General features: G+C 62.1%; 13 protein-coding genes. 8 read left to right on the top strand and 5 right to left on the bottom strand.

What is annotated here, in order from left to right:
• Window positions 1-432: 432 nt before the first annotated feature.
• The 5 genes from hypF to E4P82_RS01185 form a co-directional block, all read right to left on the bottom strand.
• Window positions 433-2,718 carry a carbamoyltransferase HypF gene (gene hypF / locus E4P82_RS01205; RefSeq protein ID WP_169247195.1) on the bottom strand — a complete coding sequence of 762 codons (2,286 nt, stop codon included), beginning with the start codon at window positions 2,716-2,718 and terminating at the stop codon, window positions 433-435.
• Between the two features lie 49 nt (window positions 2,719-2,767).
• Entirely contained in the window at window positions 2,768-3,601 is an 834-nt protein-coding gene (gene hypB / locus E4P82_RS01200; RefSeq protein ID WP_169247194.1) for a hydrogenase nickel incorporation protein HypB, read from the bottom strand.
• Window positions 3,602-3,943, bottom strand: a complete 342-nt coding sequence (hypA, locus tag E4P82_RS01195; protein ID WP_169247193.1) for a hydrogenase maturation nickel metallochaperone HypA — start codon at window positions 3,941-3,943, stop codon at window positions 3,602-3,604. It abuts the gene before it with no gap.
• Between the two features lie 67 nt (window positions 3,944-4,010).
• Window positions 4,011-4,598 carry a HupE/UreJ family protein gene (locus tag E4P82_RS01190; RefSeq protein ID WP_169247192.1) on the bottom strand — a complete coding sequence of 196 codons (588 nt, stop codon included), beginning with the start codon at window positions 4,596-4,598 and terminating at the stop codon, window positions 4,011-4,013.
• A 153-nt stretch (window positions 4,599-4,751) separates the two neighbouring features.
• Window positions 4,752-5,201 carry a c-type cytochrome gene (locus E4P82_RS01185; protein WP_169247191.1) on the bottom strand — a complete coding sequence of 150 codons (450 nt, stop codon included), beginning with the start codon at window positions 5,199-5,201 and terminating at the stop codon, window positions 4,752-4,754.
• A gap of 211 nt (window positions 5,202-5,412) precedes the next feature.
• Between E4P82_RS01185 and E4P82_RS01180 the strand changes: the two genes are divergently transcribed.
• The 8 genes from E4P82_RS01180 (at window position 5,413) to E4P82_RS23015 (ending at window position 13,277) form a co-directional block, all read left to right on the top strand.
• A complete protein-coding gene (locus tag E4P82_RS01180; protein WP_169247190.1) occupies window positions 5,413-6,066 on the top strand; it encodes a Crp/Fnr family transcriptional regulator in 654 nt (217 codons plus the stop codon).
• A 110-nt stretch (window positions 6,067-6,176) separates the two neighbouring features.
• The gene (locus E4P82_RS01175; RefSeq protein ID WP_169247189.1) at window positions 6,177-7,343 is read left to right on the top strand and encodes a hydrogenase small subunit; all 1,167 of its coding nucleotides are present in this window, start codon (window positions 6,177-6,179) and stop codon (window positions 7,341-7,343) included.
• Window positions 7,344-7,354: 11 nt separating this feature from the next.
• A complete protein-coding gene (hybA, locus tag E4P82_RS01170; RefSeq protein ID WP_169247188.1) occupies window positions 7,355-8,371 on the top strand; it encodes a hydrogenase 2 operon protein HybA in 1,017 nt (338 codons plus the stop codon).
• Window positions 8,372-8,503: 132 nt separating this feature from the next.
• Window positions 8,504-9,538 carry an NrfD/PsrC family molybdoenzyme membrane anchor subunit gene (gene nrfD / locus E4P82_RS01165; protein ID WP_246327283.1) on the top strand — a complete coding sequence of 345 codons (1,035 nt, stop codon included), beginning with the start codon at window positions 8,504-8,506 and terminating at the stop codon, window positions 9,536-9,538.
• 10 nt (window positions 9,539-9,548) lie between these two features.
• Entirely contained in the window at window positions 9,549-11,261 is a 1,713-nt protein-coding gene (locus E4P82_RS01160) for a nickel-dependent hydrogenase large subunit (RefSeq protein ID WP_169247235.1), read from the top strand.
• Window positions 11,261-11,761, top strand: a complete 501-nt coding sequence (gene hybD, locus E4P82_RS01155) for a HyaD/HybD family hydrogenase maturation endopeptidase (protein WP_169247187.1) — start codon at window positions 11,261-11,263, stop codon at window positions 11,759-11,761. Before E4P82_RS01160 ends, hybD begins: the two co-directional genes overlap by 1 nt.
• A 4-nt stretch (window positions 11,762-11,765) precedes the next feature.
• Window positions 11,766-12,005, top strand: coding sequence for a HypC/HybG/HupF family hydrogenase formation chaperone (locus tag E4P82_RS01150; protein ID WP_169247186.1), 240 nt, complete (start codon window positions 11,766-11,768; stop codon window positions 12,003-12,005).
• Between the two features lie 78 nt (window positions 12,006-12,083).
• Window positions 12,084-13,277 (top strand): nickel-dependent hydrogenase large subunit, encoded by a 1,194-nt coding sequence (locus tag E4P82_RS23015; RefSeq protein WP_169247185.1) that lies wholly within the window; start codon window positions 12,084-12,086, stop codon window positions 13,275-13,277.
• The last annotated feature ends 86 nt before the right edge of the window (window positions 13,278-13,363 follow it).

The raw sequence follows: 13,363 nt of genomic DNA, 5'->3' as shown, positions 1-13,363 counted from the left end.
AACCGAGACACGGTGTTGGCCCAAAAGGGTGGTATCCAGAAAAACCAGGATCGTTCTCATGGATTATCCAATTTAAAACAATATGGGTTTTAGTCAGCTCGATGCATGATGCGATCGCCTGCTTTCGTCTGGATGAACTGGTTTGAAGTATCTGGACTCCATGAAGCTGTATTGAGCCTAGTGCCTAAAATCATGACGTCAAGGGTGGCTGAAAAACCATGCCTCGCGTGGCACGCATGGGACATGAATGGTTTCATCGAAACTGGTCACACATGCCTTCCATGTCACTTTCATCTTCTTCAATGATGCTGTCCGATTCGCCATCTAATCAGTAGGGTTTGAAGTGTCCATGCTTTCACCATGATTATTTAATGACGCACTGAAGGTTTGGCTCGCTTATCGTCGTAAACCACCGCGTTTTTGAAAGAGCGATCAAGCGGGTTTGGTCAGCATCGCCACCCACGCCTGACCGAGGCTCAGGCCGCCATCGTTAGGTGGTGCCTGCCGGGCGGTCCATACCTGCCAGCCGGCCGTTTCCAGCCGGGTTTGAAGTTGCGCGCTCAGTAAACGGTTGAGGAAACAGCCGCCGCCCAAAGCTACTCGTTTCAAACCGGTTCGGTCGCTTGCCCAGCGCAGCCATTCGCCCAGTGCCAGTGCCAAGGTGGCATGGAAGCGGGCCGCGCCCTGACCCGGTTCCATGTCTCCGGCCAGAGCGGCCAGCAGCGGCAGCAGATCCAGTACCCCGTCGTCATGCAGGATGAATCCTGCCGCTAGCGGTCGCGCCGGGCCGTGGCGGTGCGCCAGTGCCTCCAACTCCATCGCCGTCTGTCCCTCGTAGTCGTTGGTTTCCCGCACGCCCAGCACGGCGGCGGCGGCATCGAACAGGCGGCCGGCGCTGCTGGTTTCGGGGGTGTTGATGCGCCGTTCCAGCATGTGTTGGATGACCGTTGCCCTGGCACCGAAGCGGCGGTCGATCTCCGCATTCCGACCGAGCAGATGCAGCACCGCCACCGCCAGTCGCCACGGTTCGCGGGCGGCCCGGTCACCGCCGGGCAGGGGTAGCGGTCGCAAGTGGCCGAGCCGCTCGCAATGTGCCCCATCCACCCGTAGCAATTCGCCACCCCAGATACCGCCGTCCGTACCCAGGCCCACGCCGTCCAGCGCCAGCCCTAGTACCGGTTCCCGCAGGCCATGTTCGGCCGCGACCGCCGCGATGTGGGCGTGATGGTGCTGCACGGCGATACAGGGTAGATCCCGTTCCGCAGCATAAGTCGCCGCCAGCCGACTACTGGGGAAATCTGGATGCAGGTCATGGGCGACCCGCTCCGGGGTGATTCGCAGAATGTCTTGCAAGTGGGCCATGGCTTCTTCCAGAGCCCGGCAGGTGGCGGCGTTGTCGAGGCTGCCGATATGAGGGGAGAGGTAAGCACGGTCGTCGCGGGTCAGGCACAGGGTATTCTTGAGGTAACCGCCCAGCGCCAACGTTGGAGGACCGGCCTGAGGCAGACGGATGGCTTGGGGGGTGTGGCCGCGAGCGCGACGAATGAAGATATGGCCAGTCACCACGCTGTCTTCGCAGCGGGCCAGAATCGCCCGGTTATGGGTGACGAAACCGTCGGCGATGCCTTGCAGCCGCCGCGTGGCCTCCTCGTCGTCGATCACCAAGGGTTCGCCGCCGGGATTGGCGCTGGTCATGAGCAGCAGCAGCGGTTGCGGTTGCGTCAACCAGCGTGTTCCGGCGGGACGGCCGGCTGCTTCGTGGAACAACAGATAATGCAGTGGTGTGTAGGGCAGCATGACGCCCAGATGCGCCAAACCCGGCGCGATGCCGGGCAAGCGTCGGTCGCTATCCAGATCGTGGCGCAGCAGCATGATGGGTCGTTGCGGCGATGCCAGCCGTTGCCGGTCCGCTTCATCGCCTTCCACCCAGCGCGCCAGCGAGGCAAGGTTGGCGGCCATGACCGCAAACGGCTTGGCGTCGCGTTGCTTGCGCCGGCGCAGGCGGGCCACGGTGGCGGTGTTTTGGGCGTCGCAGACCAGATGAAAACCACCCAATCCCTTGATAGCCAAAATTTCGCCGGCAAGCAGACGTTCCAACGCGGCGGCGATGACATCGTCCACGTCGATTGACGCGCCGGTGGCGTCGCGCAAGCTCAGGCGAGGACCGCAGACCGGGCAGGCATTGGGCTGGGCATGAAAGCGGCGATCATCGGGATCATGGTATTCCCGCGCGCAGGCCGAGCAGAGGACGAAACCGGCCATGCTGGTGTTGTGGCGGTCGTAGGGTAGGGCGGCGGTGATGGTGTAGCGGGGACCGCAGTTGGTGCAGTTGACGAAGGGATAGCGGTAACGGCGGTCGCCGGGATCGAACAGTTCCGCCAGACAGTCTTCGCAAACCGCCGTGTCCGGCGTGATATCGGCGCTGATCGTGCCGGCACCGCTGGCGGCGATAACGAACGCTGGTTCCATCTGATGCGGAGTCAGTTCGCTGATATCGAGCGCATCAATGCGGGCCAACGGCGGCGGTTGACGCAGGGCGCGGAGAAAGTCGTTCAGCGCGGCGGGGGTGCCCTGAATCTCGATGGTCACGCCCGCGCCGTCATTACGGACAAAGCCGCTCAGCCGGCGCGCTACCGCCAAGCGGTATACAAATGGGCGGAATCCCACGCCCTGCACTTGACCGCTGATCTGGATGGCGCGGCGTTGCGGTGTGGTCATGCGTCACCTCCGCCGGCGGGTGACGAACGATGGTTCTTCGGGATTCGGGTCAGGCGGCACTTGCGGTCAGGCGTGCCCGTGCCGCGGCAAGATCCACTTCCAAGCGGCTGATTTGCCGCGCCAGCGCCGCCTGTTGGCCTTGTCGCAGCCAGTCCAGCCAAGCCTCCATGCCTTCGCCGGTGCGGGCGGACAGTTGCAGAATTCGAATGTCGGGGTTGACCCGCCGTGCATGGTCCAGGCAGCGGGCCACGTCGAAATCCAGATGGGGTAGCAGGTCGGTCTTGTTGAGCAGCATCAAGCCGGAGGCGGCGAACATGTTCGGGTATTTCAACGGCTTGTCCTCGCCCTCGGTCACCGATAGCACCACAACCTTGCAGGCTTCGCCCAGATCGAAATCCGCCGGGCAGACCAGGTTGCCGACGTTTTCGATGAACAACAGGCCCTGTTCTGGCAGCGGCAGCCGTTCCAGGGCGTGACCGATACCGTGCGCGTCCAGGTGGCAACCCTTGCCAGTGTTGATCTGCACCGCCGGCACGCCAGCGGCGCGGATGCGCTCGGCATCGTTGGCGGTCTGTTGGTCGCCGCCGATCACCGCGACCGGAAATTCGGCGCGCAGGGTCTGAACCGTTCGAGCCAGCAGCGTGGTCTTGCCGGAACCAGGGCTGGAGACCAGGTTCAAGACCAAGATGCCCCGTTCCGTGAACAGCCGCCGGTTACCAGCGGCGAATTCGGCGTTCTTCGCCAGAATGTCCTGTTCCAGGGTAAGCCGCCGGGCTTCGGGCGCATGATCGTGAACGTGGGGATGCTCGTGCGCGTGGTCGTGCGCGTGGTCATGCGCGTGGATGGTCAATTCGTTTTCGCCGCAACCACAGGTGCTGCACATTTACTCGACCTCCAATTCCTTGATCCGCATTTCGTTGCCGCCCGTCAGCCGCCACTGAAAGCCGCCGCAGCATGGGCATGGATCGTAATACTGATGGACCGCGATCACTTGCGCGCAGTCCAGGCAATAGGCTTGACCCGGTAGGGTGACGATGTCCAACTCCGCCGTGTCCGCTACCGTATCCCGGCGGGCGATTTCGAAGGCGAAGCGCAAGGCATCCTGTTCGACATTGGCCAGCGCGCCGATTTCCAGCCACACCCGCCGCACCCGGCTATACCCCTGCCGGTGCGTTTGGGTGGTGAGGGTTTCGATGATGCTTTCGCACAGCGAAAGTTCATGCATGGCCGACGTACCGGGTTATCCCGGTCCACCTCCGCGCGGCGCGGGATAGACCGGGGGAGAAAGCGGCTTAAGCCGCCAACAACAGCATGCCGCTGGCCGCGATCGCCGCGCCGCCGACCCGCACCAAGCGCGCCGGAACGCCTCGACCCGCCGCCAACGCCATGCCGATACCGAGGGCATGCAGCGTCGCGGTGGCGAGCATGAAGCCCAAGCCATACCACAATGCGCTGGATTCCGCCGCCATTTCCGCGCCGTGGGCGTAGCCGTGGAACAGGGCGAACAACCCGACCAGCGCCATGCTGACCGCGAGAGGTAGTCGCGAGGCCAGCGCCACTAGTACGCCGAGCACCACCACGGAGCCGGCGATCCCCAGTTCCACCATGGGTAGCGGTACGCCCAGCAAACCGAGCGCTCCGCCCACCGCCATGGTCAGCACGAAGGTCAGTGGGACCAGCCACAGGGCGCGACCGCCCAATTGCGCCGCCCACAATCCGACCGCCACCATCGCTAGAATGTGATCCAGCCCGCTGAACGGGTGTTCCACCCCGGTGAAGAGATCCATGTGCGGCAATCCCGTTGTATGGGCATGGACGGCGCCGCTCGCCACTAGCAACGACAACGCCACCCATCCACGTTTATTCGACAGTATTTGCATGCGCGCTCCCCTAACGATGATGAATCGTGAAATAGCCAATAACCGTTTAAGTGTAACAAGCCTCCCTGAGGCAAAGATTTACGAGGCTATCGGTCCGGTGGTTGATGCGGGACAGCCCGCCGACACGATAGCGGGTCGGGCGATTCGGATGGCTCAGTCCTTCAGCGTTACCAGAAAAGCGATGATTTTGGCGCGCTCCTGGGGCTCCAGACCGGCGATCGTTTTGTTGGTGCCGGGCAGAAATTGATTGGGGTTGGCGAGATATCGATCTAGATCCTGCTTGGTCCATGTCCCACCCGCCGTCGCCAGTGCGTGGGAATAGCCAAAACCCTTGGAGCCCCCTTTCGGCGCGTCGACGATGCCCCAGAGGTTGGGGCCGATCCGATAGGAGTCACCTTTTTCCAGGTTGTGACAGACCACGCATTGCCCGGCGGGTCCGTTCCAACCCATCGGCTTGTTGGCGTACTGGTAGCTTTCTTTGGCCGATGCCCCCGGAAACAAGGAGAAGAGGCCGTCGCTGGGGTCGATCACCCATAGCGATCCGCCTAGAACCAGGAGGGCGAAGGTAATCGCCAACAGGGGTTGTTTCGGGAGTCTTGACATCTCTGCTCTCCTTCTGGCCATTCCTGAACTATAGTTCAAGCTGATTATAGTCATGAGTTTCAGCGACATCCCTGAATGCTGGGCTGAATGAAGCCGTGGCGCGTCATTACAAATATAGTGGAAGGAGGGTGAGGATGTGGAACGACGCAAGATCATGCCTGGCGTCAATTGTTTTGAGTGCCTGCCACGCGAGCACAACGAGTGGAGCGTTTTGAGCGATGAAGAGCTCAATCTGCTGACACAAGCAAAGAAGTGCCGAAAATATCATGCCGGCGAGTCGATCTTTGCGATCGGTGAGCCTAGCCATGGTGTTTATTGCATCGTCTCGGGTGGGGCCGCCGTTCGCAAGATCGACGCGGCGGGCAACTCGATTCTGCTCCACCTTGTTTACCCTGGCGGTACCCTGGGCTATCGCGGCGTGTTGCTCGACGAGGAACGTCGTTCCAGCGCCGAAGCGCTGGGACCGAGCAAAATTTGTTTCATCGACAGGCACACCGTCCAGACTTTGTTGGAAAGAAACCCGACCTTGGGCCAGCAGTTCCTCCGCCGGGTGGTGACCGATGTGGACGACGCGCACGACAAGCTGGTACGGAACGCGACGCTTTCCAACCGCACCAAGTTTGTCCACCTGCTGCTGGCGTTGATGAACCGCCACGGCCGGACCGCCACCGACGGCAGCCGGGTGATGGAGTTACCGTTGTCGCGGCGCGACCTCGCCTCCATGATCGGCGCACGGCATGAAACCTTGTCTCGAATCATCGGCCGGCTGGAGGAGGACGGCGTAGCCCGCTTTTCGGGACGCACCGTTTGCGTGAGCCATCCCACCTCGCTCCTGCATGAAATCAGGCCTTCCTTACTGGATTAGGACTGCCGGGGACGGCCAAAAAAAATCCATAAAAATTGATGATCGTCAACCCGTCGTATTGGCTCCCCGCTAACTTTACAAATGGCCAAATTTGTGGGGGAAAACGGGTGATGAATGTCGTCAGCGAGACCGATCTTGACCATGCCGTCCACGATCCAGACGGTTACGAGGGCACGCTCGGCGGGCTGACCCGTCGTCAGTTCCTGACCTATTGCACCGGTGTCGCCGCGACCTTGGGGCTATCGTCGCTGATGGGGCCGCGCATCGCCGCCGCCGTCACCGCCGCAGCCCGGCCGCCGGTCATCTGGCTGTCGGCGCAGGAGTGCACCGGCTGCACCGAGTCACTGTTGCGCGCCTACCATCCGACCGTCGAAACCCTGATCCTCGACATGATCTCGCTGGATTATCACGAGGCCCTGTGCGCGGGCGCCGGCCATCAGGCCGAGGCGTACCGGGCCAAGTCGATGAAGGAGAACTGGGGCAAGTTCGTGTTGGTGGTGGACGGGTCGATTCCGACCAAGGATGGCGGCGTCTACTGCATGGTCGCCGGCAAGCCGATCCTGGAGACAGTCCGAGAAACGGCCGAAGGTGCGGCGGCGATTATCGCCATCGGTTCCTGCGCCTCCTGGGGCGGTGTGCCCTCCAGCGACCCCAACCCGACCCAGGCCAAGCCGGTGCATGAAGTGCTGCCCGGAAAAACCGTGATCAACATTCCTGGCTGCCCACCCAATCCCTACAACTTTTTGTCCACCGTCCTCTATCTGCTGACCTTCGGCAAGCCACCGGGACTGGATGTCAAGAACCGGCCGAAATTCGCCTACGGGCGGCTGATCCACGAAAACTGCGAGCGGCGCCCGCATTTCGACGCTGGCCGCTTTGCCCTGGAATACGGCGATTTCGGTCATCGCCAAGGTTGGTGCCTGTATAAGCTGGGCTGCAAGGGGCCGGAGACCCATGCCAATTGTCCGGCCATCGGCTTCGGCGATGTCGGCGAAGGCAACTGGCCGGTGGGTATCGGCCATCCCTGCTTCGGCTGCACCGAGGAAGGCGTGGGGTTCACCAAGCCGCTCCATGCCCTGGCGAAGGTCAAGACCTTCACGCCGCCGACCGCCTTTCCGGTGGTGAACGCGCCCAAGGGCCAGGGTGTCACGCCAGCAGCAGCGGCGGTCGTGGCCGGCGTCGCTGGGCTAGCGGTGGGCGCGGGCGCGATGGCCCTGCGCGGCATGGACCAGAAGGACGAATCCGCCGCCTCCGAGCACGATACCTCGCAACGATAGGAGGGTGCGTCATGGGGATCAATCGTCGCCAGTTCCTGCGGGGCGCCGTCGGTGCCGCCGCCACCGCCGCCGCCGCGCCAATCGCCGATGCCGCGCCATTCGATCGGCGTGAGCCAAAGACCTTGCCGCCCAAGGCGGTGGGGATGCTGTACGACTCGACTCAGTGCATCGGTTGCAAAGCCTGCGTCGCCGCTTGCAAGGAAGCCAATGGCATGCCGGTCGAACAACCGCAACGCCTGGCCGATTGGAACGAAGGAACCTGGGATACTGCGGAAGACATTTCCGGCAAGACGCTGAACGTGATCCGGGTTTACCAGAACGGCGCCATGACTCAGAAGGACCGTGAGGTCGATGGCTACGCCTTCGTCAAGCGCCACTGCCTGCATTGCGTCGATCCGTCCTGTATTTCGGTGTGCCCGGTCAGCGCCATGCGCAAGGACCCAATCACCGGCATCGTTACTCACAACCCGGATGCCTGCATCGGTTGCCGCTATTGCGTCTACGGTTGTCCGTTCAACGTGCCGCAGTATCAGTTCGATCAGCCGTTCGGTCGGATCGCCAAGTGCCAGTTCTGCAACCACTTGCAGAAACAGGGCAAGCTCCCGGCCTGCTGCGACGTATGCCCGACCGGCGCCTCGCTGTTCGGGTTGGTCGAGGACTTGCAGAAAGAGGCGGAGCGGCGCATGGCCCTCAAGCCCGGCGAACTGTACGAGTTCCCGCGCGGCAAGCTGAGCGGCGATCGGTCCGGCCAGGTAGCGCCGGTCGGCGAGTATCAGCCGCACATCTACGGCGAGACCGAATCCGGCGGTACCCAGGTGCGCTATCTGACCGGTGTGCCCCATGAAAAGCTGGGTCTGCCCAAGCTACCCGATCACTCCTTCGCCGCCGTTTCCGAAGGAATGCAGCATACGCTCTACAAGGGCATGATCGCGCCGCTGGCCTTGCTCGGCGGTCTAGTGGTCTTGGCCCGGCGCAATGTCAAGAGTGACGAAGAACGGCACAAAGACGATGAGGAGCGGCCATCATGACGGCAGTCGTTCATCGGCCGCTTGGCGGCAAGGTGGTCACCAAACCGTTTCTGATCCTCGGTCTCTTCCTGCTGATCGCGGCGTATTTCATTTTGCGGCGCTTTTTTGTTCGGGATGGGCGATGTTTCGCATATGAGCAACGGTTATCCCATCGGGACCTGGGTGGTGCTGGATGTGGTGATCGGCACGGCTTTCGGCTGCGGTGGCTTCGCCATGGCGCTGCTGGTCTACATCTTCAACCGCAACGTTTATCACCCGCTGATGCGGCCGGCCTTGCTCGGTGGGGTGTTCGGCTACACGTTGGCGGGTCTGGCGGTGATGATCGACCTCGGCCGCTACTGGAACGCCTTCAATCTGTTGCTGCCCTGGTACGCTCAGCCGAATTCGGTGATTCTGGAAGTGGGGCTGTGCGTCATGGCCTACATCACGGTGCTGTGGCTGGAGTTCTGGCCGGCGTTTCTGGAGCGGATGCCGGGAAGCTTCAAGCAACGGTATGGCCTGGACAAGCTCCAGGCTTTCCTGAAGAAGTATATGTACGTGCTGATTGCGATCGGGGTGCTGCTGCCGACCATGCACCAGTCCTCGCTGGGCTCGGTATTGCTGATCATGGGCTCCAAGCTCTCTCCTCTGTGGTACACAATCTGGCTGCCGCTGTTGTTTTTGATTTCAGCACTGGCCATGGGCTACGGCGTGGTGATGCTGGAAGCCACCCTGGTCAATCGGGCCTTCAAGACACCGTCCGAGGCGAGGTTGTTCGCGCGGCTGGCGCGGGTCGTCGCCGGCCTGTTGGCGGGCTACTTGCTGCTGCGCTGGGGCGATCTGGCCTATCGCGGTTATCTGGGTTTGGCCTTCGCCGGCGATTGGGACGGCAATCTATTCCTGATCGAGACCGCGCTGTTCCTGGTGCCTCTCTTCGTACTGGTTTCGCATCGCCGGACCCGCCAGCGCTGGCAGTTTCTGGCAGCGGTCTCCCTGCTCGCCGGCGGTTCGTTGTATCGGCTTAACGCCTACCTGATGGCCGTGCGGCCTGGCAATGGCTGGACCTATTTCCCCTCGGCGCCGGAGCTGATGATCACCATCGGCGTCATCTGTCTGGAAATCATGCTCTATTTGCTGTTCATCAAGACCCTGCCGGTGCTGCACGGCGCCCATCAGGCCCAACCATGACGATCGGAGACTGTCCGTGGCCAGAATAACCATTGATCCCATCACCCGCATCGAGGGTCATCTGCGGATCGACTGCGAGGTTAACAACGGCAAGGTGAGTAACGCTTGGTCGTCTGGGCAGATGTGGCGTGGCATCGAGATCATCTTGCAGGGCCGCGACCCGCGCGACGCCTGGCTGTTTACTCAGCGCATCTGCGGCGTTTGTACCACGGTTCACGCCATCGTGTCGGTGCGCGCGGTCGAGAATGCCCTGGATCTGGAGGTGCCGCTCAACGCTCAGTACATCCGCAACATGATCGTCGCCGCGCATGGCATTCACGATCACATCGTGCATTTTTATCAATTGGCGGCGCTCGACTGGGTCGATATCGTCTCGGCCTTGTCGGCCAGCCCCGAGGGCGCGGCCAAGCTGGGGGCCAGTTTGTCCGACTACCGCCGCAACGGCTTGCCGGAGATTCGCCAGATCCAGGAGAAGCTCAAGGCCTTCGTCGGTAGCGGCCAGTTGGGAGTGTTCGCTAGCGGTTATTGGGGTCATCCGGCGATGAAGCTGCCGCCAGAGGTGAACCTGTTGGCGGCGACCCATTATTTGCAGGCGCTGGAGTATCAGCGTATCGCCAACCGCATTGTCGCCATTTTGGGTTCGAAGACCCCTCACATCCAGAACCTGGCCGTTGGTGGAGTGGCCAACCCGATCAACCCGGACAGCCAATCCACGCTGACTCTGGAACGGCTGTTCGCCATCAAGGCGGAGATCGACAAGCTCGGCGAATTCGTCAATCAAGCGATGATTCCCGATGTAGCGGCGGTGGGCGCGCTGTACGCCGACTGGACCCGCCACGGCGCCGGTGTTACCGACTATCTGTCGGTACCCGACCTGCCGCTGGATACCAAGGGCACGCAGTTCGAACTACCCGGCGGTTATGTACCCAAGGGCGATCTATCCCAATTCAAGCCGATCGCCAGCTATCGGGACGCCTACTTTCGTGACGGGGTCAAGGAGAGCGTCAAGCACGCTTGGTATCAGTACAAAGGCAACGACGCGGCACGCCATCCCTACGAGGGTCAGACCCACCCGCATCACACCGCCTTCCAGGACGATGGCAAGTATTCCTGGGTCAAGGCGCCCACTTTTTACGACCAGCGAGTCCAGGTGGGGCCGCTGGCGAACGTGTTGGCCATGGTTGCCGCCGGCCATGAGCCGACCCAACGCCATCTCAAACGCTTGCTCGACATTGCCGGCGCGGTGGCCGGCTCGCCGATCCCGGTCGAGGCGCTGCACTCGACCATCGGCCGGATCGCCGCCCGAGCGGTACGTTGCGCGGTGTTGCTGGAATCGCTACAAAATCAGTGGCAACTGTTGATCAACAACATCGCCAAGGGGGATTTCACCACCTTCAACCGGCCGGTGTTTCCCAAGGGCGAGATTCGCGGTTTCGGTTATCACGAAGCGCCGCGCGGGGTCTTGTCGCACTGGACGGTGATCGAGAACGGCAAGATCAAGAACTATCAGGCAGTGGTGCCCAGCACCTGGAACGCCGGCCCACGCGACGACGCCGATGCGCTGGGGCCGTATGAGGCATCGCTGGTCGATAATCCGGTCGCCGATCCCGAACTGCCTTTGGAAGTGTTGCGCACGGTGCATTCCTTCGATCCCTGCTTGGCTTGCGCGATCCACCTGACCGACACTCGTCGGCGTTCCACCGTCCAGGTGAAAGCGTTCTGATGAGAATCGTGGTCTTGGGTCTCGGCAACATCCTGCTGCGCGACGAGGGGGTCGGCGTCCGGGTGGTCGAGGCGCTGGCTGCGCGCTACGTCCTACCGGCGGTGGTCGAGGTGGTCGACGGCGGCACCACTGGCATGGAACTACTGGACACCCTGGCCGGTTGCGATCATCTGCTGGTGTGCGATGCGGTGCAAACCGGTGCGCCGCCCGGGTCGGTGGTAAAATTGGCCGATGCTGAAGTGCCGGCTTTGTTTCAAGCGCGCTTCTCTCCGCATCAGTTGGGTTTAGCGGAGGTGCTAGCGACCTTGATCCTGATGGAAGAAGCGCCGACCACATTCACTCTGGTCGGGGTGGTGCCGGTCGATCTGGAATTGGGAATCGAGCTGTCGCCCGAAGTGGCGGCCGTGGTGGAACACGCGGTGGCGTGTCTGGTGGACACGCTGCATAGGCTTGGTTTTCCCCTGACGCCGCGTCGTGCCGCGCCGGTTGCGGCGATCTAGCTTCATGTGCATCGCTATTCCCGCCCAAGTGATCGAAGTCCGCGACGCCAGCGCGGTGGTGGAGCGTTACGGTGAGCGGCTGGAAGTGAACCTGCTGCTACTTCAGGACGAGGTCGCGGTTGGCGATTTTCTGATCCTGCAAGCGCGCGCTTTCGCCGTGGAAAAGATCGAGCCCGAACAGGCGGCCGAGATTTACCGCTTGTTCGACGAGTTCGTCGGCGCGACCAGCGACAAGGCGGCATGACGGCGAAGTCGGCCGGCATGTTGCCCGATCTTCTCATCGTTCCGCGACGAAATTGTCAGTCCTGACATGACGGACGGCGTGGCTAGCGGAGTCGAAGGTGGCCTGAACATCCAGGTCGTGGTGCAAGGTGGTGTAATCACGGCGGTCGATGTGTATTCGAGCCGGCCGGTGAAGCTGTGCGCCGCGCTGGTGGGACGCGATGTCGGCGCCGCCATGGCGTTGCTGCCGCGATTGTTCGGGGTGTGCCGCATCGCGCAGACCATTGCTGGTCTTGCCGCCGTCGAAGCTGCTCTCGGTGTTGTCCCCGCATCTCCGCAACTGGCCGCCCGCCGTTTTCTGGTGGCCGCCGAATCCCTCGAACAAACCGCTTGGCGTCTGTTGCTGGATTGGCCGCGTTGCGTCGGCGTGAGTCCCGCGCTCGACACCCTGAAACGATTGCGGCAACTCTTGTCTGTCCTGCCGCGCAAGCTATTCCCCGACTTGGTCTGGAATCACATCGGTGGCGCGCGGCTGGCACCGGCTCGGGCGGATCTTGCCGCGATGCTCGATCAACTCCAGCATGAAATCCACCAAGTGGTTTGCGGCGACGCGACCCGCAATGACTGGCCATTGACCGATCGTCGAAATTTCGAGTGCTGGTTGCGCCACGCCTCCACACCGGCGGCATTGACGCTGCGTTGTCTGTGCGAGCAAGGCTTGGCGGATTTCGGAGGCGGATCGGTGGAGCCACTGCCGGCGTTCAATCTCGCCGTGCTGGAGCGGCGGATGGCGGCAGCCGACGGTTATGCGTTTTGCGCCCGCCCCGATCTGGATGGCGCGGTCCATGAAACCGGCGCCTTGGCCCGGTGGTGGCGGCATCCACTGATTGCCGATCTGCGCGCCGACCATGGCAATGGTCTACTCACTCGTTGGGCAGCGCGATGGGTGGAGATGGATGGGCTGCTGGCCGAACTCCACGCACAGTTTGCGCTGCTGGAGGCGCATCCTGGAGCATCGATGGAGCAGAACGGCACCGGTACCGGCCTAGATTTGGTGGAAAGCGCGCGTGGTTGTTTGTGCCATCGGGTGGCGGTGGTGGCGGGACGGGTGAGCGATTACAAGATTCTCGCGCCGACCGAATGGAATTTTCACCCGGAAGGACCGTTGACCCGCGGTCTATTGGGCGCGCGGGTCGCTGAAGCCGCCGATCCGCCGATCCGCCGCGCCGTTGCTCTGTTGGCGACGGCACTCGACCCTTGCGTTGGTTTCGAGTTGGTCGTCGATGAATCCTGAACGGCCATGTGATAAAACGCAAAATTTATTGCAGTGCAACATTCGATTTGTTAGGATATCTGCAATTCGGATGCACTTAGAAGGAA

The sequence above is a fragment of the Candidatus Competibacter phosphatis genome (assembly GCF_012939995.1).
GTDB classification, from domain to species: domain Bacteria; phylum Pseudomonadota; class Gammaproteobacteria; order Competibacterales; family Competibacteraceae; genus Competibacter; species Competibacter phosphatis.
The sequence above is the reverse complement of the archived record's forward strand: the minus strand, read 5'-3'. Positions and strand labels throughout refer to the sequence as shown.

What these genes read in the sequence shown, in the direction of transcription:
- hypF (WP_169247195.1), bottom strand. Translation starts at nt 2,718, where the DNA reads ATGACCACACCGCAACGCCGCGCCATCCAGATCAGCGGTCAAGTGCAG.
- hypB (WP_169247194.1), bottom strand. Translation starts at nt 3,601, where the DNA reads ATGTGCAGCACCTGTGGTTGCGGCGAAAACGAATTGACCATCCACGCG.
- hypA (WP_169247193.1), bottom strand. Translation starts at nt 3,943, where the DNA reads ATGCATGAACTTTCGCTGTGCGAAAGCATCATCGAAACCCTCACCACC.
- E4P82_RS01190 (WP_169247192.1), bottom strand. Translation starts at nt 4,598, where the DNA reads ATGCAAATACTGTCGAATAAACGTGGATGGGTGGCGTTGTCGTTGCTA.
- E4P82_RS01185 (WP_169247191.1), bottom strand. Translation starts at nt 5,201, where the DNA reads ATGTCAAGACTCCCGAAACAACCCCTGTTGGCGATTACCTTCGCCCTC.
- E4P82_RS01175 (WP_169247189.1), top strand. Translation starts at nt 6,177, where the DNA reads ATGAATGTCGTCAGCGAGACCGATCTTGACCATGCCGTCCACGATCCA.
- hybA (WP_169247188.1), top strand. Translation starts at nt 7,355, where the DNA reads ATGGGGATCAATCGTCGCCAGTTCCTGCGGGGCGCCGTCGGTGCCGCC.
- nrfD (WP_246327283.1), top strand. Translation starts at nt 8,504, where the DNA reads ATGAGCAACGGTTATCCCATCGGGACCTGGGTGGTGCTGGATGTGGTG.
- hybD (WP_169247187.1), top strand. Translation starts at nt 11,261, where the DNA reads ATGAGAATCGTGGTCTTGGGTCTCGGCAACATCCTGCTGCGCGACGAG.
- E4P82_RS01150 (WP_169247186.1), top strand. Translation starts at nt 11,766, where the DNA reads ATGTGCATCGCTATTCCCGCCCAAGTGATCGAAGTCCGCGACGCCAGC.